Here is a 23,857-nt window from a genome sequence, read left to right as displayed (position 1 = left end):
AAATTTACCAAAAGCAGGTTTAATGAAAGTTCCCTTCGCTGATCTTCATCTCCAATATCTCTCGCTGAAGGAGGAGATCGATGCTGCAATAGCTTCGGTTATTCGATCCTCCGCGTTTATCAGGGGGCCATTCGTTCAGACGTTCGAGGACGAATTTTCCGCCGCTGTTGGCGCCCCTTATTGCATCTCGTGTGCGAATGGCACGGACTCACTTTTCATAGCGATGCGTGCGTTAGGCGTCAGGCCTGGGGATGAAGTTATTACGACCGCTCATTCTTGGATTTCAACCACAGAGACCATCTCGCAAGCCGGTGGCAATGTTGTCTTCTGCGATACTGATGCTTTGACACACACCATCGATCCTGTCCAAATCGAAGCGAAGATCACGGCTCGAACGGTTGGCATCATCCCGGTTCATCTCTATGGCCAACCGGCCGATATGACTGCGATCATGGCGATAGCACGGAAGCACGGTCTCTGGGTCATAGAAGACTGTGCTCAATCCCATCTGGCCGAAATTGATGGGCAAATCGTCGGGAGCTTTGGGGATGTCGCTTCTTATTCTTTCTATCCGGGAAAGAACCTTGGCGCGATGGGCGACGCGGGCGCCATTACCTGCAAGGACAAATCACTGGCCGATCGGATGGCAATGTTTGCGCGGCATGGCGGGCTTTCAAAAGGCGACCACCAAATCGAAGGAATAAATAGTCGCCTCGACGGACTACAAGCCGCGATTCTCTCAGTAAAGCTGCCGCGTTTGCGCGAGTGGACTGCAAAACGGCAGGCACTGGCGAGACGTTATATGAGCGCCCTCAAGGATATTGATTGGGTCGAACTGCCCGAAACCGCAGCAGGACGAAGTCATGTCTATCACCTTTTTGTGATCAAGCACGAGCGTCGCGATGCCCTGGCTGCACACCTAAAACATGCCGGCATCCAAACCGTGGTCAACTATCCAATATCGCTGCCATTCCTGCCGGCTTACGAACGCCTTGGCCATCGGCCGGAAGATTTCCCCAACGCGTTTGGGAATCAATCCAAGATTCTTTCAATTCCGATTTTCCCTGAAATGACAGATGCTCAACTCCTATACGTCGCAGATACGATCAGGGGATTCGCCGAGTGAGTGATGAACGCCCGGAGAGCCATGGAAGGCGCAGCAATCTTCTTGGAAACTCAGGCTGGAATTTTGCGGGTTTCCTTTTTACGCTGGTTGCTAACCTTGCCACGGTGCCGTTCGTCGTGCGCTGGATTGGACTGCAGGCGCTGGGAAGCGCAGGCATAGTGATCGCTATCGCAGCTCCCGTGACGCTGATCGGTAACGTGCTCGGGCAGGCCGTTGTCAGGGAAATTTCCGCGCGGATTGGACGTGGCGAGGAGCATGCCGCCGCCCGTATCGCTATCGTCGGAATGAAAATCTGCCTAATCGCTTCGGCGGTGGCGTGGCTAGGGATCGTGCTTGCCGGGCCCTGGATCATGACCGGCATCGCCGGTGCGTCTCTTCCATCACAGAATCTCACCGTCTCCTTCCTCATTGTCGCAACCGGCACAATGGCGCAGCAGTTCTCGTTTGTCCTGCAAGGTATTTGCGTGGGAAAGCAAAGTTTTCGATTGGTGGCCAAAGCATCAGCGTGGAGTTCATTCGCAACCATCATCATGACCTTGGGATGCACATGGTCCTTTCCAGTGCTAAATGGCTATTTGCTCGGGTTTTCTGGAAGTCTTGTATTGTCGACTGCAGGATGGATATGGGTTACATCCTCGGAATTCCGTGAGAGCGGCCGATTGATCTCATCGTCTCCCGACGAACTGAAATCATTGCTTCATTTTGGAAAATGGCAAAGCCTCTCTCAGCTTGCGGGAATCTTTGGCAACCAGATGGACCGCTACGTTCTGGCTTCGCTCGCGCCGTCTGCCGTTGTCGGCCAATATAACGTGTGCAATCGCGTCCAGGAGGCCGCTTACATTGCGGTCATACGTATCTGTGAAGTCCTGTTTCCTCGATTTGGCAACATGTCGAACAGCCGTGAAGAGGAGCGGCATGATTTCTTTATGCTCGCCTCATGGGGCAATTCGGCTTTCGGAGCCATCGTACTCTCGCCAATCGCGGTTCTCTCCAGGCCGCTGTTGACGGTTTGGGTCGGGGAAGAAACCGCTGCAGGCGGCACGCATCTGCTCCAGATACTCATTCTCGGCGGCATCGTCGGGTGCGGTTCGAATGTATTCCAGTATTACGCCATGGGAATGGGCAGAAACGCACCGGCTGCATATACTTCGCTTGCGTATTCGGTGATGACGGTTGTTTTTTCTTTCGTTTCCATTTGGTGTTTCGGTCCATACGCTGCTGGAGCAGGCTTGCTTGCTGCCAGCCTTGTAAGAGTACCTCTCGCGCTTTTGGTGACTCGCAACTGCTTCTTTCGCGCTTTCAGCGCGGAGCAAATGTTCGCCTGTACAGTTGCTCCTATCTTGGTTGGCATCTGCGTAGTTGTCGGATCTTTAGGCCTGAATTTCACCTGGATCAATGGCTGGCTATCCCTCGCTTTCGCGTATGTCTGTTCTGTCTGCGTTGTCTCCGCTGCGATCGCAGCCGTGGCGATGACGACGAAAACCGGGAGCATTATCTTGTCCCGTATCTATGGGTCCGTTAGAACGGCTTTGTCCGAGAGACGCCTAATTGGATGGAATAACCATCTTGTGAAACGCAAGAGAGGGTTTTGAGTGATCACTGTGGTAGACTACGGCGTCGGGAATATCGGCGCAATTACCAATATGGCGGAGTATCTGGGGATCGATGCTCGGCCAAGCGGTGATCCCAAGGAGATCGAAAGTGCCGCGAAGCTCATTCTTCCAGGGGTCGGTGCGTTTGACAAAGCAATGGCCACGTTGAGAAACAGAAAATTGGTCGATCCGCTGAATCACGCGGTGCGCGAACGGAGGGTTCCTGTTCTCGGCATATGTCTTGGTATGCAGCTGTTGGCGCGATGCAGCGAGGAAGGCTCGGAAACTGGCCTTGGCTGGATAAATGCGGATGTGAAGCGCATCAGGCTGCCGGCAACATCGTCCCTTAAGGTTCCTCATATCGGCTGGCTTGAGATAAGGCCGCGCCGAGAAAGCGCTCTGTTCGACAGGTCCAACCGGCGGGAGCGCTTTTATTTCGACCACAGCTATTTTGTCGATTGCGATGATCCGAATGACGTTACCGCCGTCATCGACTACGGCGAGGAGCTATGTTGCGCAGTGAGTTCGAACAATGTCAGCGGCGTGCAATTTCATCCTGAAAAAAGCCACCGCTTCGGAATGCGGGTTCTTGAAGCATTCGGAAAGCTTTGATGAGAAAAAGGCTTATACCCGTCCTGCTGGTCGATCAGAAACGTCGGCTGGTGAAAACGATAGAGTTTGGTGAGCGCACCTACGTCGGCGATCCCTTCAATGTTGTTCGCCTGTTCAACGAAAAGGAAGTCGACGAGATCTGCATTCTCGATATCGACGCCACACGTACGGGGCGAGGTCCTGACCTCGGCTTCGTTCGCGAACTCGCAACCGAATGTTTCATGCCTTTGGCATATGGCGGCGGCATCACCGAGCTTAAGCAGTGCGAGGAACTTAACCGTTCCGGCGTCGAGAAGTTTGTACTCGGTCAAGGCGCGCGCAATTCGCAACTGGTGGGAGCGATCGCTGCCGATATGGGCAGCCAGGCTGTGGTCGCCTGTGTCGACGTTAACGGTCGCGGCGCGGCGGCGAGCTGCTACGCTTCAAGCGATGCGAGGCAAGAGCCGATAGAATTCTGCCTGAGGCTGCAGGATGCCGGCGTTGGCGAAATAATTCTTCAGTCGAAAACTCTCGACGGCACGCGCAACGGATATGATCTTGAGTTGATCCAGTCGATTACCCGGAAGCTGAGCATTCCGGTCGTTGCCTTGGGTGGCGCCGGAAACGTCGCCCACCTGATGGAAGGCCTTCATGCCGGCGCTTCCGCCGCGGCTTCGGGGAGCGCCTTCACCTTTATCGGTCGGCTAAGGGCAGTCCTTATAAGCTACCCTGCACCAGAAATTTTGGAGGAGGCGGAGCAAGGTGCTCATGGATAACGCGTCGCGAGTTTGCTCATTTTGCGTCATGGACAACTCCAACCCGTCGATCGTGTTTGACGCAAACGGCCAATGTAACTGCTGTCGAGATGCGCTGAATCGCAAGCCGCACGAGTGGTGGACCGGCCCCGAAGGCGACATACGAATGCGGCGATTGATCGCCACATTGAAGGAAGAAGGCGCAGATAAGCCGTACGACGCCATGGTCGGGCTTAGCGGTGGAATTGACAGCGCGTTTCTTGCGCATCTAGCTGCGCGAAAGCATGGTCTTCGTCTTCTGGCGGTCCATGTCGACGGCGGTTGGAATTCCGAGCCCGCCGTCCACAATATTGAAATTCTTGTCCGAAAACTCGATCTCGACCTTCACACGTATGTAATCGACTGGCAGGAGATGCGCGATCTGCAGATTGCGTTTATGAAGGCTTCTGTCCTCAATCAGGACATCCCGCAAGATCATGCATTCTTTTCCACCCTCTATAGGACAGCAGCTAAATTCGGCATTCGTCACTTCCTCAGCGGCGTAAACTTCGCGTCAGAATCGGTGATACCCCGCGGCTTTGGCTATCCGTCGATTGACGGAACGCATGCGAGCGCGATTCAAAAACGCTTCGGCTCCTTGAAGCTCACGACCTATCCCTTCATGAGCCCTCTTGAGTATATTTGGCTTACCCGCGTCCGACGGCAACTCACCATTCACCGTCCGCTCAACTACATCGACTACAATAAAGAAGAGGCGCGCACTGAGCTTCAGCGCGAATATGGGTGGCGAGACTACGGCGGCAAACACAGTGAATCTCGATTCACAAAATTCTACCAGGATATCTATCTTCCGAAAAAATTTAACTTTGACAAAAGACGGCTTCATCTTTCAAGTTTGATTGTGGCCGGACAAATGACACGGGAGGAGGCGCTGCGCGAAATTTCAACGCCCATCATCTCCGTTCAGGATGCCCGCAGGGAAACAAAGTTCGTGGCCAAAAAGCTGGGATTGAAGCCGGAAGAGCTCCAATCGTATATCGAGGCACCGCCAGTACCGCACAGTAACTTTCCGAACGGCATGTGGCTTCATAAAGCGCTTTTGCGCCTGCGTAAGGTGACTCGAATTTTGCTGCCGTCACGCAGCGCAACCGTAGAGGCAGCTGATGTCGACTAGCCTCGTCTTCGCAATGGCTGTCACACTGTCGGTGGGCTTCTACGTTTGGAAGGTGGGTATCAATCTGACGCTTTCGTCAGTATTTTTAGGCCTCATGCTCATGCTTCATGGCCCTATGTATCTATATTACACTCGAGTATGGGGTCCTCAGACCAAGTTCTTCGAGACAATCATGTCTGCTGCCCCCTATAATGATGCTATAGGCGCGCTGGATCTCTCACTTGCCATTTCAATTATCTGCATTACTTTCGGTATAGGGTTGGCGGATTTCGCGTCTGGCATTAGTCATCAGCAGATCCAGGCTGCCCTGCATTCCTGGCGTACTCGGCCTGTCCGCATATCTAAAGGCGTCGGTCAACGCGTCGAGGTTATTTCAATAATCGGACTCCTTATCATTTTGGCGGTTGTTGTGTTAGAAAACAACATACCCAAAATAATCGTCTACTTTATTTCGGATGCAAGTGAGGTCGCGAAAATTGCGATGCGACGGGAGTCGGGTGGAAGCCGCTTTTATCTTTTCAATCTCCTGGTCTCCAATGTACTTCCGTTCTGTGCCTTTTGCTGCTTTATAGTAATAAGACAGCGGTCAATGAAATTGAGAGCGATCGCGATTGCTTGGGCTTTTATAATCGCCGTTGTGGTGGCCAAGGCCTCAACTCTGAGCAAGGCACCACTGGCGATATTTATACTGCAGTTGCTAGTCGTTGAACATCTTAGAAAATCTTTAGATTTGCCGTTAGGGATGGCGATCAGGTTTATTCTGTTTGGCGTACTTCTGTTCGGAGCGATGGTACTTATTGCCATTCGTGAATTACATGGTGTCGGCGACGCACTCGAATTTCTCTTTTACCGGATATTCATGATCCCGAATGAGAGCTTGCTCGAGTATTATACTGCAATTCCGAGCGTTATCCCGTACAGCTGGGGCAGTAAGTCCAGTTGGCTGATCAGCTTTCTAGCGGGAGAACCCAATGAGCCAACTTATCTACTGGTCGGCGCCGTCCATAGGGGTGTGGAAGGTTCCACATCGACAGCATTGTTCATCGCGGATGCTTGGGCCGACTTCTCTTGGATTGGCGTTCTTCTGTTTTCACTCTTTGCCGGCTTCTTTATTCGTTTGCTAGATATCGAACTTTTCGTAAAGCGAGGAAAGACCGTCGCAACAATTGCGGGGCTGGCTCTGGGCCACTATGGAATATTCGTGATGCTTTCAACCGCTCTTCAAACTGCGATGATGACAGGTGGTTTAATTTTGATTATTCCACTAGTAGTGGCGCTGTCTAGTTCGCTGAAGTGGGTGCCAGATAACAACAATGGCGGGCGAGAACAGCTTGTCACGACCGGATAGATATAGAAGTCCTAGATGCGCGTTTTTCAGAATTCCGGGGTATATCCGGCTTACCTGCAGCGGCTCAACATGCTCGCAGGCGGTGCGAGAAGTTTTTCAGATCGATTGGCGCTTTTTCTGGATGATCGCTATGGGGCTTGTCACATATTAAAACCGGCGATGGATAGGTCGCCAGAGTTCTTCTTTACGAATGGCGATGACGAGATACTCCAAAGATACTGGGCGATAGAAAACGGCTTGCCCGCTTCCTCCGACATGGAGAAAATTTTGTTGAGCCAGATCGAGCATCATCGCACTGAGATATTCTATAATTTGGATCCAATGCGATACGGAAACGAATTTGTCCGCAAGCTTCCCGGCAGCGTGCGGAAGTCAATCATGTGGCGAGCGGCACCTTCGAGCAACGCCGACTTTGGCGCTTACGATTTGATAGTCTGCAACTTTCCTCTCATACTGGAAGGTTATAGGAAGCTTGGCTGGCGGGCTGAATATTTTACGCCGGCCCATGATCCTGCAATGGACAGCTACGCCGAAAACCGAAATCGACCAATCGATGTGCTTTTCGTCGGAGGATATAGTCGTCACCACCGTCGCCGTGCAGAGATACTGGAAGCGGTATCTGCCATTAGAAGAGATTTCGAAGTTTACTACCATCTTGACCGGTCACGACTGACTAGGCTTGCGGAAAGCCCAATTGGGTGGCTTTTGCCTCTCGGGAAGCACAGACGTCCAACGAATATTCGTGCAGTATCCCGTGCCCCACTCTTCGGGCGCGAGCTTTATGAAGCGATTTCAAAGTCGAAAATCGTTCTAAACGGCGCTGTCGATATGGCGGGCACGGATAGGGGAAATATGCGATGCTGGGAATCGTTGGGATGTGGTGCATTAATGGTGTCGGACGCCGGCGTTTATCCCGAGGGGATGGTCGACAATGTCAGCGTCGTTACTTATGAAGATGCTGAGTCCGCACAGCTGAAAATCGTAAAACTGCTTAGGGAACCGGAGCGTCTTCAGGCGTTGGCTAAGGAAGGAACTCGAACTGTACGGACGTCATACAGCAAGCATGCTCAATGGCTTAATTTCCAACAGCTGGCTGGTAACGCATGACGTTTAGCCCGGCCACAATCGCAAACACGGCGGCGGGATGGTTAATTCGCAGGCGCAGTAAATTTGTCGTTGGGAGCAGTAGCACTGTCCGGTGGCTAGCATTGCGATCCATTCGTCGAGGCACCGTGGAGATTGGCGAGAGATGTATCATCAATTGCAACATTAGCTTTGACCACTCCGGTGGCCGCATCACCATTGGCGATCGCTGCTACATAGGCGCCAGTCATTTGGTTTGCCATTCCGCGATTGCGATTGGAAACGACGTCATCATCTCATGGGGAGTGACAATTGTGGATCACGATTCACATTCTCTCGACTGGGAGCTGCGCAAGAACGATGTGACAGATTGGAGCTTGGGGAACAAGGATTGGACGGGGGTATCCATCAGGCCGGTGGTTATTCGAAACCAGGTGTGGATTGGTTTCGGCGCGAGTATTCTGAAGGGGGTGACAGTCGGTGACGGGGCGGTTATTGGAGCCAATGCAGTTGTCACGCGCGATGTCCCGCCTTACGCAGTCGTCGCCGGTAACCCTGCTCGCATAATTCGGATTCTCACCCCGACACCAAGAGAGGCAGAAGCTCAACCATGACAGCAACAAAGTTGGATACATGGGAAGAAGCCGTCCAGTGGCTTCGGCAACAGCCTGATCAGCAGAGGCTGGTATTTGATGCGTATTACGACGATCCAATTCTGGAGGCCGCGGAGCGCTATTGGCGGAGCGGTGAGTGGTCTGCCATTCGTGAATTTCTCCCGCAGGCACCAGGAACCGCTGTAGATATTGGCGCCGGCCGGGGGATAGCCAGCTATGCTTTGGCTAAGGAAGGTTTCGAAGTAACGGCACTCGAACCCGACGCGAGCGACCTCGTAGGTGCTGGTGCAATTCGAGAGCTCTCCAATGAAGCTCATCTTTCAATTTCGATCGCCGAAGAATTTTCCGAGAAGCTCCCGTTCCCTGAGCATGCCTTCGATGTGGTTTTTGCCAGAGCCGTTCTGCACCACACCTCGGATCTGTCGGCCGCATGTCGTGAATTCTATCGAGTGCTCAAACCGGGTGGGCGCTTCATCGCAGTACGCGAACATGTCATATCGAGCGAACGCGATTTGCCGACCTTTCTCGATCGCCATCCCCTACACAAGCTCTATGGAGGGGAAAACGCCTTTCTCCTGAATGACTACCGGAACTCGATTGTTTCTGCCGGTTTTAAGATGGACAGGCTACTTACACCTTTTGAGAGCGAGATCAACTTCGCGCCCTACACTCCCGAGGAGTTGAAGGCGGAAATTGGAGCGCGGATTGCCGTGCGATTGCCGCTTATTGCAAAAGCAACTCAGGTGCTTTTGAATATTCGCGCTGTATGGGCAATCTTCTCGCGCGCCGCAGCGAACTTTGATCATCGGCCTGGTCGGCTATATTCCTTTGTCGCTACGCGGCCCCTATAAAGAAAAAGAATGGCTCGTATACTAATAACAGGCGCTCACGGATTTATCGGAAGACATCTGGCAAAGTCGCTCGCACTTGCCGGAAACGTGGTGATTGGCCTCGGGCATGGGAATTGGCCACCGCTTCATGCTCAGCGTTGGGGGCTGGTTTATTGGCTAAATGGCGAGATCGACATCCCCAACCTTCGCTCAATTCAAAAGCAGTTCGGAACGGTCGACATCGTATACCATCTCGCGGGCGGCTCTTCAGTGGGAGCAGCAATCGCAAATCCCCGCGAAGATTTCCACCGTACGGTCAGCTCCACAGTTGAACTGCTAGAATGGCTGCGCCAGGAGGCCTCAAAAAGTATACTGGTGGCGGTTTCTAGTGCTGCTGTTTACGGGGCAGGCCATATAGGCCAGATAGCGGAGACGGCGAGACCGAACCCCTTCTCCCCCTACGGTCATCACAAGCATATAATGGAATCTTTGTGCATCTCCTATTCCGAGAGCTATCAGTTGAAAGTGGTGATTGGTCGCTTGTTTTCGGTCTATGGGGAGGGATTACGCAAGCAGCTGCTTTGGGATGTTTGCTCGCAGCTCGAGGTCCATCCTGACCAGATCCTTCTCGGTGGTAGTGGCAACGAGCTTCGAGACTGGACGGCGGTGACCGACGTCGTGCGCGCGCTGTCGTTTATCCACACGGAAGCCAACCTCCCACCAAAGGTCATCAATATCGGCACTGGCCGCGGCACCAATGTTCGTACGATCGTTGAAGGCGTTGGCCAAGCATGGGCGGCCGATACCAACTTGAGTCCTGAAATTGAATTCTCAGGCAAAGCAAGAGCTGGCGATCCCCAGAGTCTGATCGCACAATCGGATCAGCTCGCAGCTCTAGGATTTGAGTGGCAAAAGGATTTGATGGAAGGCCTAGCCGATTACGTCCGCTGGTTTCGCTCCGAATCTGGGGCGAGATCATGATCCGCATTGCCTTCACGATGATCGGTGGGAAAAGCTGGACAGGCGGTTATAACTATCTGTTGAATCTCGTTACGCTGCTGTCCAATGATCAGAGTAGGGCTGTTGCGCCCGTGATGTTCTTCGGCACCGACGTCAATGAGGATGATGTAACCCCTTTTGTCGCACTTAACAGCGTCCAGGTGGTCCGTAGTCCGCTCTTTAACAGATCTAGGTGTCTTAAATCTCTGCTTACCAGCATTGTCACAAGCGCCGACTGGGGTGTGCGTAACTTATTTAGAGTTCATCAGATTGACGTAACATTTGAAGTGGCACAATTTTTTGGCTTCAATCTAGGCGTCCCCGCTATTGCCTGGATTCCGGATTTTCAGCACCGCTTCCTTCCCCATCTCTTCAGCCGGGTCGGTTACTGGAAACGCGATATAGGGTTTAGAATTCAGATTCTAGGAAAACGCGAAATAATGCTGAGCAGCGAGGATTCGCGGATTGCTTGTGAACATTTCTATCCGTCCTCCCGAGGGCGCACACATGTCGCTAGATTCGCAGTGCAGCCCAAGGGAGTGATTGCTCCTTCGGCTGCCCGTGCTCTCGCTGACAAATATGAACTGCCTGAGCGATACATCTTCCTTCCTAATCAGTTCTGGCAACATAAGAACCATCTGCTGGTCGTAGAAGCATTGAAGATTCTGCATCGCCGCGGTCAAGAGGTTACGATAGTAGCATCTGGTAGCCAGTGTGATCCGCGCGATCCCTCTTATTTTCCGCGGGTGAGGGCTGCCATCGACAGTTCCGGTCTTTCCTCGAACTTCATACTTCTCGGCCTTATTCCGTATCGCGATCTCGCCCCGCTTGCAGTCGCCAGTATGGCCTTGCTGAATCCATCTCTCTTCGAAGGATGGAGCACGACAGTCGAAGAAGCTCTATCTTGGGGCGTGCCACTGATTTTGTCTGATTTGGACGTCAACCGTGAACAGGCGGGTGAAGCGGCGGTCTATTTCGATCGCTATGACGCGCACGCGTTGGCCGACGCACTCGCTTCGGCAACCCCGTCTTCGCCGGATGTCGTGTTCGAACGGGCAGCGAAGGCACAGGCCGTCGCTAACGAACGGGTAAACCGTTTTATCGCCGATTTCCATTCACTCGTTCAGCGAGCCGCCAAGCGCCGGTAACAGACTTTAGAGGAAGGCCGGCAGACTGACCTCCTATCCACCAGCGACGAAATCAATAATGCGCAACCCAAAAATTTCAATCATCACCGTTGTATTTAATAGTGAAGCCACGATCGTTGACACGATAGAGTCTGTTCGCGCCCAAAACTATCCAAACATGGAATATATAGTTGTTGACGGGCTCTCAAAGGATCGCACGCTTGACCGGATCCACGAACACGGCGATGTTATCACGCGGCTGGTTTCCGAAAAGGACTTTGGTATCTATGATGCCATGAACAAAGGAATACGTCTTGCGACCGGTGAAGTTATAGGCTTCATCAATGGGGACGACTTCTACATGCCAGGTGTTCTGGCAAAGGTTGCAGAGGCGTTTTTGGATCCGGGCTTGGACGCGTGCTACGGCGATCTTTGCTATGTTCGGCAAAATGATATCTCTTCGGTAGTGCGCCACTGGCGCTCTTCGCCTTTTGTGCCGGGAGCTTTCGAAGAGGGCTGGTGCCCGCCTCATCCAACCTTCTTTGTTCGGCGGGAGGTCTACGAGCGCCATGGTCTATTTGACCTCGATTACAGGATTGCTGCTGATGTCGAATTAATGATGCGGTTTCTAGAGCGCCACCATATCAACTCAAATTATTTGCCCGGAGTAATGGTAACGATGCGCTTGGGCGGCACCACAAATCGCAGTTGGCAAAATATCTTGCAGCAGAACAAAGAAGTCCTTCATGCGCTCAAAATTCATGGCTTGAGAGCCAACCCAGTACGCTTCTTCTCGAAGAAGCTTGTATCGCGTGGAATACAGGTATTCCGCGCGGTTTGGTTCAAAGTGCGGGGATGAGTTAGCTCTTCGGCCGTCTGCGGCGATTTCGTTGGATGACATACGCGTCTTTTAGGAGATTTACCAGAACGCCGGTAACAAAACCGATAAAGAGACCCGCACTCAGAATAGTTATCTTTGTGGGAGAGGCTGGATTTGGCGGAGCATAAATTGGAGAAAGCAGCGTAGCAGACTTGCCTAATTCGAGTTTGGCCGTGAGATCGGCAATATCCTTACGCAAGGCGATCGCGTCGTCCCGAGTGGCGAGGTATGTTGCTTGCTGCCATTCGGAACCCTGCGCCTGCTTGAGAAGATTAGAATTTTCGGCGAGCTGGCTCTGAAGGGAGCTGATTTTAGATTTCAGACGTTCCAAACCGTCGGATGCGACTGACGTCTGCTGTTCTTGAACCCCCCGCACGATCGCAGCTACACATTGCTGCGCCAATTCGGGGGTAGGCGCAGTAAATGAAATTTCAACGACGTCACTCGGAACCGACGGTGCCTTCACGCGCACATTGTGCGCTATCTGTTCGGATGTTGCCACGCCGCCACCGGAGCACGTGGAGACGGTCTGCTGATCGAAAGCGGATGGAGACTGGAGACGAAAAGTAACATGCTCGCGAGGCTCTACAAGAGCGACAGCATTGGGGTCTAACTGCGTGGGATTAGATGCGGTTGCAAGCACCAGTTGGGCTGAAGCTTGATAAAAGGGTTGGCTACGCCACAGAAAAATGCCTGCTATCAGAACTCCAACGGAACAGCACACAACAATGCTGGCAACGCCTCTTCTCAAAAGCGATACAATCGAAAAAAGATTAATTTCCTCGTCAAATAACCTTTGTTCCATCATCTCAGCTTTCCACCATAGCGCCAAACTAGCAAAGAAATCTAACAAAAGCAGCAGGCTGATGACGCTTCAATCCTATCGCACCTTCGATGTCAATCATCAAAAGGCCCGCATACACGCTTATCCCGATAACGTGGGTGACGGTCATGTGGTGCTTTGGCTTAGGTTCCTGGCGCTTTCGTCGGGGCCTTGAAAAAGGGAGCCCCGCTGGTATCTAGCGGTTGTGCTCGCTATTTGGTCGTAGGCAGCCACCTCATAAATGGAGCTCATAAGTTTCACCAGAGCGGTCCTCGTTAGAGTCGTTGCCGGTCTCGTGGGCCGCGTCAGCCATTTTTGTCACTCACAGCGTGGCTGAACCCGAACCCGCCGCCGCTCATGTCTCAGGCGGCGGTATTGGCCTCGGCGCCGGTGAGAGCCAGATCCGAGACCTCACCCGTTGACGAATAGCCGGAAACAAGCTCCGCCAATGTCGCACGTGCAGCGATCATATCGTTCCGGTCCAATGCCGCGTTGAGCGCGTTGAGCCTTCGCGACAGCTCGGGCCAGGATAGGAAATCCTCGCGCGCCTTCATAATCCGAGGATGTTCGGTTGTTTCAGGATTATCCCCGATCAAAAGTTCTTCATAAAGCTTCTCGCCGGGCCGAAGACCGGTAACGAACAGCTCGATATCGCCTTCGGGATTGTTTTCGTCGCGGACGGCCAGCCCGGAAAGCTCCACCATCTTGCGGGCGAGATCGGCGATGCGAACTGGCTCTCCCATGTCGAGCAGGAAAACATCTCCGCCCTCGGCCATCGCGCCGGCCTGTATGACGAGTTGGGAAGCCTCGGAAATGGTCATGAAATAGCGGGTTATATCAGGATGTGTCAGCGTTACGGGGCCGCCTTCCTTGATCTGCTGCCGGAAAAGCGGCACGACGGATCCGGAGGAGCCGAGCACGTTTCCGAAACGGACTATGGAGAAATTCGTCCGCATTCTGTGGGTAGTCGATTCCGCTGCGAGCGCCTGCAGGACCATCTCGGCCAACCTCTTGCTGGCGCCCATCACATTTGTCGGACGCACGGCCTTGTCGGTACTGATCAGCACGAAATTCGAGACGCCGCATTTATGCGCCGTGCGTGCAGCGACCAGCGTACCCATCACATTGTTCTTGATGCCTTCCACGGCATTGTGTTCGACAAGGGGAACATGTTTGTAAGCGGCTGCATGATAGAGCGTCTGAGGTCGCCAGCTCTGCATGACATGTTCCATGCGATCCTGATCGCGGACAGAGCAGAGGATTGGGACGATCTGCAGATTTTCATATCTGTACAGTTCGGCCAGCTTCCGCAATTCGGCGTCAATACTGTAAAGCGCAAACTCGTTCTGATCGATGAGGATGAGGCTGGAAGGCCCGGTGCGCAAAATCTGACGACATAATTCGCCGCCGATTGAGCCGCCGGCACCGGTGACCATCACCACCTTGTTGCGCATCGACTTGTCGAGTAGCTCCTGGCGCGGCGCGACCGCTTCTCTTCCCAGCAGATCTTCGATTTCGAGCTCTCGGATGTCGGAGACGGCGATGCGTCCCTGAGCCAGGGCAGTGAGATCCGGCAACGTGCGAACATTGACCCTGGCTTTACGGACGTGCTCCAGGATTTCGTTGCGGCGCTGCCGCGTTGCGGAGGGAAGAGCAAGAAGCACGTTGTGGACGCCGAGAGATTCGGCAAGCACCGGAAGATCCGAGGGGTCGTAGATCGGCAAGCCGCCCATGACGCCGCCCTTAAGACGCGGATCATCATCCAGGTAACCGACGACAATGAGTTCGGCGCTGTTCCTCAGGGCGCCGGCGAGTTGCCGCCCGGCCTTGCCTGCCCCATAGATCAGCACCTTGGCGAGCATATTCTTGTGAAGGATGCGCTGGTAGGCATCCCCCAGCCAATAGCGGATACTCAACCTCGACAGCCCGATCGCAATTAACAGAAGGAAGGGCTGGAGGATGCCGACGGTTCTCGGAACACCCGGGACGCTGAGTGCTGTAAATATCGTCATGAAGGCAACGCCGTAGATCGCAATCGCCTTCAGAACAGTAATGAAAGCAGCCATATTGGCATAACGGAAGATCGCCCGATACATGCCCATGACGATGAAGATGGGAAGGGCCATGCACAGTGAAACGAAAACCGGCAGCCACTGCACACCGGTCAGCACCGTCCATTCGTTCAGGCGGAAGCAATAGGCCAGCCAGATCGTCAGAACACAAAAGCTGGAATCCACCAGCAAGGCCAGAGCGCGTTTGGCAACCCGCGGCATCGCCAGCAGAGGGGCGACGAGCGCTTGCATCGGCATTAAGAACCATCCTGAGCGAGGCGTCTCAGTGGGAGTATTTTCAGGCATTGCTAACCAGCGTCTCGCAGATCAATAGACAACCACCTTCTTGTCGCTTTCTGCAACGAGCGCAACTGAAATAATCGGAAATCAAGGTCTCCCGCGCCGCTTATCTATCAGAAGTAGGCTATACAATGGCCATCTGCCCGTCCGCCCATTACCTTGCCGCCGGTACGGCAGGTGATTTTTCACGCTTCAGTCCCACTGCGCCTGACCCGCGTCAACCACAGAGCTCCATCATGCTCATGTCGGTGGATTGGGCTCAGTCATATGGGGGTTGCGCTCGTTCGGTCGTTTCCATAAACACATCCTGAAGATTGCATTGAGAGACGACGTAGAAAATGACGAAAACCGCGCTTATCACTGGGGTGACTGGTCAGGATGGTGCCTATTTGGCCGAATTGCTTCTGAGCAAAGGCTATACGGTGCATGGTATCAAGCGGCGATCTTCGTCTTTTAACACCGGCCGTATCGAGCATATCTACCAGGATCCGCATGAAGCCCATCCGCGCTTCATGCTGCATTATGGCGATATGATCGACTCGACCAATCTTCTTCGGATCGTGCAGCAGACGCAGCCGGATGAAATCTACAATCTCGCCGCACAAAGCCATGTCGGCGTCAGCTTCGAAACGCCTGAATATACGGCAGACGCCGACGGCATTGGGACGCTGAGGCTGCTTGAGGCGATCCGTATCCTCAGTCTTGAGAAGAAGACGCGATTCTACCAGGCGTCGACATCGGAGCTATACGGCCTCGTGCAGCAAGTGCCGCAGAACGAGAATACGCCCTTTTACCCGCGCTCTCCCTATGCCGCAGCCAAGCTCTATGCCTATTGGATCGTGGTGAATTATCGCGAGGCTTACGGCATGCATGCGTCGAACGGCATTCTGTTCAACCATGAAAGCCCGCTTCGCGGCGAAACCTTCGTTACCCGCAAGATCACAATGGCGGTGGCTGCCATCCATCTCGGTCTTCAGGAGAAGCTTTTCCTCGGCAATCTCGACGCCAAGCGCGACTGGGGCCACGCGCGCGAATATGTCGAAGGCATGTGGCTGATGCTGCAGCAGAACAAGCCCGAGGACTACGTATTGGCGACGGGCGAGACGACCAGCGTGCGCCAGTTCGTCCAGTGGGCCTTCGCCGATGTCGGCATCACCCTGGATTGGAAGGGATCCGGCGTTGACGAGAAGGGCTATGACGCCGCCTCGGGTCGATGCCTTGTCGAAATCGATCCCCGGTATTTTCGTCCGACCGAAGTCGATCTTTTGCTTGGCGATCCGAGCAAGGCGCGTCAAAATCTGGGTTGGCACCACAAGACGCCGGTTCGCGAACTGGCCGCCGAAATGGTGCGTGAGGATATCAAGCACTGGAAGGCTCAAAACTTCAGGAAAGAGAGCTGAGTGTCCGACTTGTCCAACAAGAAAATCTGGGTGGCCGGCCATCGGGGCATGGTGGGCAGCGCACTTGTGCGCCGGCTTCACTCAGAAAATTGCACCGTCATGACGGCAACGCGTCAGGAGCTTGATCTCAAGCGGCAGGACGAGGTCGAAAGATTCGTCCAGGCAAACAGACCGGATGCAGTCATCCTTGCCGCCGCGAAAGTTGGCGGCATTCTTGCAAACGATACCTTTCCGGCCGATTTTCTTTACGATAACCTGATCATCGAGGCCAATATCTTCGAAGCCGCGCATCGCAGCGGTGTCGAAAGGCTTCTGTTCCTGGGCTCAAGTTGCATTTACCCCAAATTTGCGCCGCAGCCGATTTCTGAAGATGCGCTTCTGACCGGTCCGCTCGAGCCGACCAACGAATGGTATGCGATCGCCAAGATTGCCGGGATCAAGCTGGCCGAAGCCTACCGCAAGCAGCACGGCCGCGATTATATTTCGGCCATGCCCACCAATCTTTATGGCCCGGGCGACAATTTCGATCTGCAATCCAGTCACGTTCTGCCGGCGCTGATCCGGAAAATCCACCTCGCAAAGACGACCGGAGCTTCCGAAATTATCATCTGGGGAACCGGAACGCCCCGGCGTGAATTTCTTCACGTCGACGATTGTGCAGATGCGCTCGTTTTCCTGTTGAAGAATTATTCGGGCGCTGAGCACGTCAATGTCGGATCGGGGGAGGATATCGAAATCATCGAGCTCGCGCGCCTGGTTTGCCGCGTTGTCGGTTATGAAGGAACAATCGCCCACGACCTCTCCAAGCCGGACGGTACCCCGCGCAAGCTGATGAGCAACGACAAGCTGAAGAACATGGGCTGGAAGCCGCGCATCTCGCTGGAGGAGGGGGTTCGCGCCGTATATGAATGGTTTTTGCAGGTCGAAGGCAACGGCGCCGCGGTGCGAAAGTAGCGATCGAGCCGTTTAGAGTTCTCTCGGCGACATCAGCGTGTCGTCAGCATCGGGCGCGCCGCTGTCTGATGTCTCTCCCTGAGCGGAGCTGTTGATCGAAGCGCACGATCACGGCCGGAATCGCGGCAACCGTTCGCTATTTTGACAAGCAGCAGGTCAGACATCCGCATCGGCGCCTGTCGTCTCATCAATCTGGGAGAATTGGCTGGGGAACCTGGAATCTCACATGATTTCAATGACTTAGAAGAAAAAACTTGAAATTTCCTCTGTTTTCCCATCGCGAGCGACCGTGGATGCCACCTTTGTGCCCTGGCTTTGGGCCTCAGTCAACACGTGCGTAGAGCGGCAATAATTTCCGCTTCCGGGCGAGGCAGGCTTTCGCTGGCTGGTCAGCATCAGCAGAGATGGGTGGAGAGCGGGAGTTGACAGTTCCTTGGCCAACGTCCGGTTCGCACCAATGGTCGCCTTTCACTCGCCGAAGGCACGATGGGCCACGCGGACATCCCGGCCGCTGGCCGCAGGTTCGGGCACGGGCGAGCCCTGCCCCGGTTCGGCTGCCGCCGCCTCCCGTTCGCTTGCCCTCAAGGCGTTGGCGGTCTGTCCCGCCAGGATCTCGAGGGCCGCCTCATCTACTCCCGCAGTTTGCCTGCCAGGAACGAGACGAAGCGTCGGACCTTCACCGCAATATGGCGATTGGCCGGATAGACCGCTTGCAACTGTATCGTGCTTATATCCCAGTCGGGGAGAAGACGTACCAACCGGCCCTGCCTGAGGTCTTCCCCGACGATAAAGTCGGGCAGGAGGACGATACCGACCCCCAGCAAGGCGGCATCGCGCAGGCCAAGGCTGTGATTGAGTTCCAGCCGGGGCACGATCGGAATGCGAAACTCCTCACCGTTCCTGCTGAACGGCCAGACCCGCCCCCATCTTAGTTCGGCAAAGTGGAGACAGGAGTGGTGTGCGAGGTCGTGCGGCGTCTCCGGTGCACCATGTTCGGCAATATAGGTAGGTGAAGCGCAGATCACCAATGACGATGTCGCCAGTTGCCGGGTGATCAGATTAGGATCGACAGACAGGCGGCCTCGAATTGCAAGGTCGAAGCCATCCTCGATCAGGTTTACGGCCCGGTGCGACAGGTCCAGCTCGATGGATACAGCCGGGTTGAGCTTGAGGAACTCCGAAACCGCCGGCACGATCACCAGATGCCCGAGGTCGGGCGGCGCAGACACCCGCAATCGCCCGACAGCTTCCTTCTGGAACGAGATTGCTGCCCGTTCCGCCTCCCTTATCTGCGGCAGGATACCCGAAAGGGCTTCCCGGTAGGCCGCGCCCGCCTCGGTAAGGGCGATCTTGCGTGTCGATCTCTGAAATAGGCGAATGCCGAGGCGATCCTCGAGTTGTCTGACCTGGGCTCCCACCGTCGCACGCGACATGCCCAGCTCATCCGCCGCCTTAGAGAAGCTGAGATACATGGAAACCGTTAGAAAGGCGGCAATCCCGTCAAGCGGATCGAGCGTTTTCATGAGCGCGATTATCCATTCAATGATGTCAATTTATCGAACTTATCATGAGACGCAACACAAAGTAATCGATGGATATCCTCAAGCAGACGGAGACCCGACATGAAGACATTCACCTATGCGGCGGTATCACCGCCGGGCCATGGAACGCCGGCAATGGCGTTCGGCAAACACATCATACGCATGATGGCGGCCAATACAGGCGGCTCGTTCGGCATGCTTGAGGTCATCGTGCCGCCCGGGGAGGGGCCGCCGCTTCATGTGCACGAGCGCGAGGACGAGTTCTTCCGCGTCCTGTCCGGCTGCTTCGGCTTCTGGTGTGCCGGCGACTATGTCGAACTGACGGAGGGGGGCTGCATCGCGCTGCCGCGCGGCGTGCCGCATCGCTTCCGCAACATCGGAGAGAAGGAAGGCTGCCTCATGGTCGTCGTGACGCCGGGCGGGTTCGAGAACTTCTTTCCGATCATCGAGCTTTGCAAGCCCGAAACGCCCGAGCAGATCGCCTCCGTCGCAAAGGATTTCGGCCTCACCTTCCTGCCTGACGACGACCGCACGGTCGCCTGATCTGGCGACAAACCGCCCCGAAACACAGCATCGAGAACCTTAACAACGGTCCATCGAAAGGAGACTGAAGGATGACACACGTGCCTTCAAACGAAAACGAAATGACCCTGACAACCGGCCAACTAGACACATATCTCGCAAGGATCGGGGTCGATCGGCCGATTTCTCTCGACCTTCATAGCCTGTCGAGGCTTCACCGCGCTCACCTCATGACCTTCACCTGGGAGGCGCTGGATGCCTTCATGGGATGGCCGTCCTCGGTCACCCCGGCATCCGCCTTCGCCAAGATGGTGGAGGGCAGGCGCGGCGGCTGGTGCTACGAGATGAACGGTCTCTTCGGCGCAGCTCTCGATGCGCTCGGTTTCCGGGTAACCCGCCTCTGTGGTGGCGTTGATCGTGAGAAACTGGGCGACATCGCTATCGGCAATCACCTGACCCTGCGTGTCGATCTCGACCGCGCCTATCTCGCCGAGGTCGGCGTGGCCGATGCCATCGTCGAACCCGTGCCGCTTGCTGTCGGACCGATCAACCAGCGCGGTTTCGATTTTTCGATCATGCCGACGGAAGATGGTTGGCTGCGCTTCAACAATCATGTGCATGGCATCGCGCGCAGTTTCGATTTCCGGGCCGACCACAGCGACGAGGCCGCCATGGCCGCCACCCAGGGCTGGCTGATGCAGGATCCCGGCTCGCCATTCACGAATGCGCTGGCAGTCCTGCGTCACACCGCGGAGGGCTACATCGCCCTGCAGAACGATCGTTTGCGCACCGTGACGCCCAACAGCGTTAGCGAACACCGCATCACAAGCGCCGCCCATCTCGCGGACACGTTTGAAACTGTTTTCGACCTCGACATTCCCCGGCCCGGACAGGTCTGGGACAAGATCCAGGCGATTGGCCGAGATAAGGCGGCCTGAACAGGCGGCACCCTTTCAACACTATGGATTCAAGGAAACATCCATGCTTCGCATAGCCGCATTCTATGTCGGTTTCGCACTGAGCACGGCTCTCGCGGTTGCCGCAGGTCTCGATGAGCGGGCCTCCGCCGGAGCCTACAAGACCGACCCGTCGCATTCGAGCCTCCTCTGGTCGTTCAACCATTCCGGCCTGTCGAACTACACCGCCCGCTTCACCGGCGTGAATGCGCGACTGGATTGGAACCCGATCAAGCCGGAAGCCTCCAAGCTGACGGTGGAGATCGACCCGATGTCGGTGCGGACCGACTATCCCTGGTCGGACGTGGTCGACTTCGACGCGAAGATCGGCGGTGATCCGGACTTCCTGGCCGGCAAGCAGATCCGGTTCGTCTCCAGTACGATCCGGATCACCGGCGAAAGGACCGGGATAGTGGAAGGCGTGCTGACCTTCCGGGACCAGACACATCCCGCTTCCCTCAACGTGACCTTCAACGGATCCATGGCGCAGCATCCTATCATGAAGACTTCCAAGCTCGGCTTCTCGGCCACCGGCACGATCCGCCGCAGCGAATGGGGCCTCGGCTTCGCCATTCCGGAACTGGGGGACGAGGTGAAGCTCGTCATCGAAACGCAAATGGTCCCGGCCGACTATGCCTTCCGCTGACGGTCCGGCGGCGCGGTTCGACCTCGAACGGTATGTCTCATAACCATAGTGAGACGGGCCAAGTTCATCCCAAAACCAAGGTGATAAGGCCGGATTCGGCGAGGCGATGTGACAGCGCTCTGCCAATGCCTCTGCTCGCACCGGTGACGAGGAACGTTCGTGTCTTCATGGTCGTATTTTTCCTCTGATCGAGTGCGCAGGGCTCGGCAATCCAACATCCGCAGTAGCGAGCAGAGGTGAACGTCGGCAGACCCGGAAATTCTCATTTGCTCAATGAGCGTGATCGCAAGCGTTTCCGCAGCGGCGAGGCTCGACTTTCCATCGGGAGCTGAGTATCGCCTTGCAGATGTCGACCCGCTCGAACGTTGGATCCTTGAACGCGAGGACGTCGTCGTTGAATGTACCGAACGTGCTCTGAGGACGATGCTTCATTCCATGATAGAAGGCTTCAATGATGCCGTCTGCGAAGGCGTCCTCGCGAGGATATGCTGCGACGACAGCCTCGCGTTCCGCGGGAGAAAACTCGTCGAAACCACGTCCGACCACGTCCATTCCGGCGCCCGCCTGAACCAGTGCGATCTCCGGGCGCATGAATTCCGGAATCCCGGGAGTGGTGTGAAGCGCGACAGCGTTCCAGACGATCTCGATCTGCTCTGGCGCAATCCCACGGCTTCTAAGGAAGTCGGCTGCGGCATTGGCGCCGTCGACCTCGAAGCGGAGCTGGCTGTCACCATATTGGTCTGTCAGTCCTAGGTCGTGGAACATGCATGCCGTATAGAGCAGTTCAGGGTCGAAGATCATTCGCTTTCTGTTTCCGGTCATCGCTCCCCAGAAGTAGACCCGTACGGAGTGGTGAAAGAGCAGGTCGCTCTCGGTGTCACGGATGAATTCGGTGACCTCGCGGGCAATCTGGCTGTCAGGGATTCGTACTCCGTCTGGTATTTTCGACATGGGAAAACCTCTTAGCTGGAGCTGCAATCGTCGCATGCCCACGGGGAATTCCGCATCAGGCAGCAGAAGTTGCGGCGATGGAAATGAGCGTTCTTGTCCGCCATCACGTCGGCGAGACCTGTTCCCTGAGTGACGTCCGGTCGGTGCTCCAGGCCATCGTAAAGTGCCTGGAGTAGGCCTTCAGCGAAGCCGGCTCCGCGCGGATATGCTGCTTCGACGGCAGCTCGCTGGTCTTCGTCGAACCGATTATAGCCGGCGCCGACGAGGTCCATCATGACGCCTTCGGCGGTCAGGCAAGCAATAGGGTCCAGATGCGCCGAAATCCCCGGCGTCGTGTGCAGCGCGATCGCGAGCCAGACCTTCTGCATGTCGTCTTCCGAGATGCCGTGGCCGCGAAGAAAGTCACGGGCGGCGTTCGCGCCGTCGACTTCGAAGCGCAGTCTGCTCTCCTTGAAGCCCGCTGTCAGGCCGATGTCGTGGAACATGGCCGCCGCGAAGAGCAGTTCCCGATCGAAGTTCAGGCCCCTCCGCTGCCCGGCCATCGCGCCCCAGAAATAGACGCGCGTGGAGTGCTCGAACAGCAACGTGCTCTCCATCTCTCGGACGAACTCGCTCGCTTCGCGGGCCAGCCTGCTGTCCGGAATCCTGATGCCGGAAATTTCAACGACAGCCATGTTCTGTCCTCCGTCAGGTCTCGAGGACCGCTTGAGGCGTGTTGCGGAAGCTGATCGCCATGCGATTGTAGCTGTTCATCAGGCTGATGGCGATCGTAAGATCGACAAGCTGCTTCTCGTCGAAGACCTGGCGTGCCGCCTCGTATGCGCCGTCCGGTACGCCTGTCTCCGCAACAAGAGTCACGGTTTCGGCCCAGGCAAGCGCAGCGCGCTCGGCCTCGCTGAAGAGGTTGCCGCCTTCCTCCCATGCCTGAACCAGCGCGAGCTTTTCGATCTTCACGCTGCGCTTCAGGAGCTCGCGAGTATGCATGTCGAGGCAGTAGGCGCAGTTGTTGATCTGGGATACGCGCAGATACACGAGGTCTACCAGTTCACCCGGCAGACCGCTCTGGAGCACGTAGCCATAGACGCCGCCGAGCGCCTTGGCGCCGTTTGGAGCAACCTGATTGTAGTCGAGCCTTCTTGTCATCGTTCGAGTTCCTTTTATTCCTTGACAGGGGTGGTGAGTTTCGTCTCGTCGGTATCGACGACGAAGACGGCAAGCAGTCTTGCCGGCACCGTGTCGCTGGCGTTGCGGCTGATCGAGTGAACGGCGCCGGGCGCCTCGAACCAGCTTTCGCCCGCCTTGTACCTACGGGTTTCGCCGTCGTTGACCTTCGACTCCACCTCGCCCGAGAGGACGTAGGCGTAGATGAAGGCGGACGGAGCGTGCGTGTGCGGGAGCGAGGAAGCGCCGGGCGCGTAGTCAACCTCGACGACGCGCATGGACTTACCGGGAATGTTGGCGAGCGCGTGGGCGAACTTCGGCGTGACGCTTTCCCGCTCAGCGTCGTGGGCCGGCACTGGTCCCGCAATCAAAATTGCAACCGTAAGTGCAGTTGCAGCGCGATTTATCGATCGTTTCATGGTTCATTCTCCTT

Annotated in this window: 24 protein-coding genes; 17 read left to right on the top strand and 7 right to left on the bottom strand. The window is 55.5% G+C overall.

The genetic code is table 11. The features are described from left to right. Positions 1-22: 22 nt before the first annotated feature. The 12 genes from PYR71_RS01500 to PYR71_RS01445 are packed head-to-tail and all read left to right on the top strand — an operon-like array spanning position 23 to position 12,098. Positions 23-1,126 carry a DegT/DnrJ/EryC1/StrS family aminotransferase gene (locus tag PYR71_RS01500; RefSeq protein WP_275617977.1) on the top strand — a complete coding sequence of 368 codons (1,104 nt, stop codon included), beginning with the start codon at positions 23-25 and terminating at the stop codon, positions 1,124-1,126. Next, positions 1,123-2,718 carry a lipopolysaccharide biosynthesis protein gene (locus PYR71_RS01495; protein WP_275617976.1) on the top strand — a complete coding sequence of 532 codons (1,596 nt, stop codon included), beginning with the start codon at positions 1,123-1,125 and terminating at the stop codon, positions 2,716-2,718. The genes PYR71_RS01500 and PYR71_RS01495 overlap by 4 nt, the downstream gene beginning before the upstream one ends. Continuing rightward, the gene (gene hisH / locus PYR71_RS01490; protein ID WP_183739572.1) at positions 2,719-3,330 is read left to right on the top strand and encodes an imidazole glycerol phosphate synthase subunit HisH; all 612 of its coding nucleotides are present in this window, start codon (positions 2,719-2,721) and stop codon (positions 3,328-3,330) included. Then, on the top strand, positions 3,330-4,085 hold the full coding sequence (locus PYR71_RS01485; RefSeq protein WP_225882572.1) for a HisA/HisF-related TIM barrel protein: 756 nt from the start codon (positions 3,330-3,332) through the stop codon (positions 4,083-4,085). Before hisH ends, PYR71_RS01485 begins: the two co-directional genes overlap by 1 nt. After that, entirely contained in the window at positions 4,078-5,238 is a 1,161-nt protein-coding gene (locus PYR71_RS01480; protein ID WP_275617975.1) for an N-acetyl sugar amidotransferase, read from the top strand. The genes PYR71_RS01485 and PYR71_RS01480 overlap by 8 nt, the downstream gene beginning before the upstream one ends. After that, positions 5,228-6,586, top strand: coding sequence for an oligosaccharide repeat unit polymerase (locus PYR71_RS01475; RefSeq protein ID WP_183739563.1), 1,359 nt, complete (start codon positions 5,228-5,230; stop codon positions 6,584-6,586). The genes PYR71_RS01480 and PYR71_RS01475 overlap by 11 nt, the downstream gene beginning before the upstream one ends. A gap of 15 nt (positions 6,587-6,601) precedes the next feature. Then, positions 6,602-7,693 (top strand): glycosyltransferase family protein, encoded by a 1,092-nt coding sequence (locus tag PYR71_RS01470; protein WP_275617974.1) that lies wholly within the window; start codon positions 6,602-6,604, stop codon positions 7,691-7,693. Further along, positions 7,690-8,283, top strand: coding sequence for an acyltransferase (locus PYR71_RS01465; protein WP_416340293.1), 594 nt, complete (start codon positions 7,690-7,692; stop codon positions 8,281-8,283). The genes PYR71_RS01470 and PYR71_RS01465 overlap by 4 nt, the downstream gene beginning before the upstream one ends. Beyond that, a complete protein-coding gene (locus PYR71_RS01460; protein ID WP_275617972.1) occupies positions 8,280-9,134 on the top strand; it encodes a class I SAM-dependent methyltransferase in 855 nt (284 codons plus the stop codon). The genes PYR71_RS01465 and PYR71_RS01460 overlap by 4 nt, the downstream gene beginning before the upstream one ends. A gap of 9 nt (positions 9,135-9,143) precedes the next feature. Next, the gene (locus PYR71_RS01455; protein ID WP_183739551.1) at positions 9,144-10,094 is read left to right on the top strand and encodes an NAD-dependent epimerase/dehydratase family protein; all 951 of its coding nucleotides are present in this window, start codon (positions 9,144-9,146) and stop codon (positions 10,092-10,094) included. Next, positions 10,091-11,260 carry a glycosyltransferase gene (locus tag PYR71_RS01450; protein WP_183739548.1) on the top strand — a complete coding sequence of 390 codons (1,170 nt, stop codon included), beginning with the start codon at positions 10,091-10,093 and terminating at the stop codon, positions 11,258-11,260. The genes PYR71_RS01455 and PYR71_RS01450 overlap by 4 nt, the downstream gene beginning before the upstream one ends. Positions 11,261-11,318: 58 nt before the next feature. Further along, positions 11,319-12,098 carry a glycosyltransferase family 2 protein gene (locus PYR71_RS01445; protein ID WP_275617971.1) on the top strand — a complete coding sequence of 260 codons (780 nt, stop codon included), beginning with the start codon at positions 11,319-11,321 and terminating at the stop codon, positions 12,096-12,098. A 1-nt stretch (position 12,099) separates the two neighbouring features. On the opposite strand, the gene PYR71_RS01440 is transcribed toward PYR71_RS01445, so the two are convergent. Together PYR71_RS01440 and PYR71_RS01435 are read right to left on the bottom strand one after the other, a co-directional pair. After that, complete coding sequence (locus PYR71_RS01440) at positions 12,100-12,927, bottom strand: Wzz/FepE/Etk N-terminal domain-containing protein (protein ID WP_275617970.1); 828 nt, start codon at positions 12,925-12,927, stop codon at positions 12,100-12,102. 377 nt (positions 12,928-13,304) lie between these two features. Continuing rightward, positions 13,305-15,299: a polysaccharide biosynthesis protein gene (locus tag PYR71_RS01435; protein WP_275617969.1), complete on the bottom strand. Its 1,995-nt coding sequence runs from the start codon at positions 15,297-15,299 to the stop codon at positions 13,305-13,307. A gap of 332 nt (positions 15,300-15,631) precedes the next feature. Here PYR71_RS01435 and gmd point away from each other — a divergent pair, with 332 nt between their 5' ends. Both gmd and fcl read left to right on the top strand, forming a co-directional pair. Then, positions 15,632-16,693 (top strand): GDP-mannose 4,6-dehydratase, encoded by a 1,062-nt coding sequence (gene gmd / locus PYR71_RS01430; protein ID WP_183918591.1) that lies wholly within the window; start codon positions 15,632-15,634, stop codon positions 16,691-16,693. Continuing rightward, a complete protein-coding gene (gene fcl / locus PYR71_RS01425) occupies positions 16,694-17,647 on the top strand; it encodes a GDP-L-fucose synthase (protein ID WP_275617968.1) in 954 nt (317 codons plus the stop codon). 629 nt (positions 17,648-18,276) lie between these two features. On the opposite strand, the gene PYR71_RS01420 is transcribed toward fcl, so the two are convergent. Next, entirely contained in the window at positions 18,277-19,170 is an 894-nt protein-coding gene (locus PYR71_RS01420) for a LysR family transcriptional regulator (RefSeq protein WP_275617967.1), read from the bottom strand. Between the two features lie 99 nt (positions 19,171-19,269). Here PYR71_RS01420 and PYR71_RS01415 point away from each other — a divergent pair, with 99 nt between their 5' ends. The 3 genes from PYR71_RS01415 to PYR71_RS01405 all read left to right on the top strand — a co-directional run bounded on the left by PYR71_RS01415 (position 19,270) and on the right by PYR71_RS01405 (position 21,312). Further along, complete coding sequence (locus PYR71_RS01415; RefSeq protein WP_275617966.1) at positions 19,270-19,731, top strand: cupin domain-containing protein; 462 nt, start codon at positions 19,270-19,272, stop codon at positions 19,729-19,731. Positions 19,732-19,802: 71 nt separating this feature from the next. Beyond that, a complete protein-coding gene (locus PYR71_RS01410; protein ID WP_275617965.1) occupies positions 19,803-20,648 on the top strand; it encodes an arylamine N-acetyltransferase family protein in 846 nt (281 codons plus the stop codon). Between the two features lie 43 nt (positions 20,649-20,691). Beyond that, complete coding sequence (locus PYR71_RS01405; protein ID WP_275617964.1) at positions 20,692-21,312, top strand: YceI family protein; 621 nt, start codon at positions 20,692-20,694, stop codon at positions 21,310-21,312. A 270-nt stretch (positions 21,313-21,582) separates the two neighbouring features. On the opposite strand, the gene PYR71_RS01400 is transcribed toward PYR71_RS01405, so the two are convergent. Genes PYR71_RS01400 through PYR71_RS01385 form a run of 4 tightly spaced genes read right to left on the bottom strand, consistent with a single transcriptional unit; the run spans position 21,583 to position 23,843 of the window. Beyond that, positions 21,583-22,263, bottom strand: coding sequence for an HD domain-containing protein (locus PYR71_RS01400; RefSeq protein WP_275617963.1), 681 nt, complete (start codon positions 22,261-22,263; stop codon positions 21,583-21,585). Positions 22,264-22,274: 11 nt separating this feature from the next. Further along, positions 22,275-22,937, bottom strand: coding sequence for an HD domain-containing protein (locus PYR71_RS01395; protein WP_275617962.1), 663 nt, complete (start codon positions 22,935-22,937; stop codon positions 22,275-22,277). 13 nt (positions 22,938-22,950) lie between these two features. Further along, on the bottom strand, positions 22,951-23,406 hold the full coding sequence (locus tag PYR71_RS01390) for a carboxymuconolactone decarboxylase family protein (RefSeq protein WP_275617961.1): 456 nt from the start codon (positions 23,404-23,406) through the stop codon (positions 22,951-22,953). A gap of 14 nt (positions 23,407-23,420) precedes the next feature. After that, positions 23,421-23,843 (bottom strand): cupin domain-containing protein, encoded by a 423-nt coding sequence (locus PYR71_RS01385; RefSeq protein ID WP_275617960.1) that lies wholly within the window; start codon positions 23,841-23,843, stop codon positions 23,421-23,423. Positions 23,844-23,857 lie beyond the last annotated feature (14 nt).

Origin of the sequence: Rhizobium mulingense, assembly GCF_029194105.1 — a bacterium.
GTDB classification, from domain to species: domain Bacteria; phylum Pseudomonadota; class Alphaproteobacteria; order Rhizobiales; family Rhizobiaceae; genus Rhizobium; species Rhizobium mulingense.
Note: the sequence above shows the minus strand (reverse complement) of the source record. Positions and strands in the feature narration are given on the sequence as shown.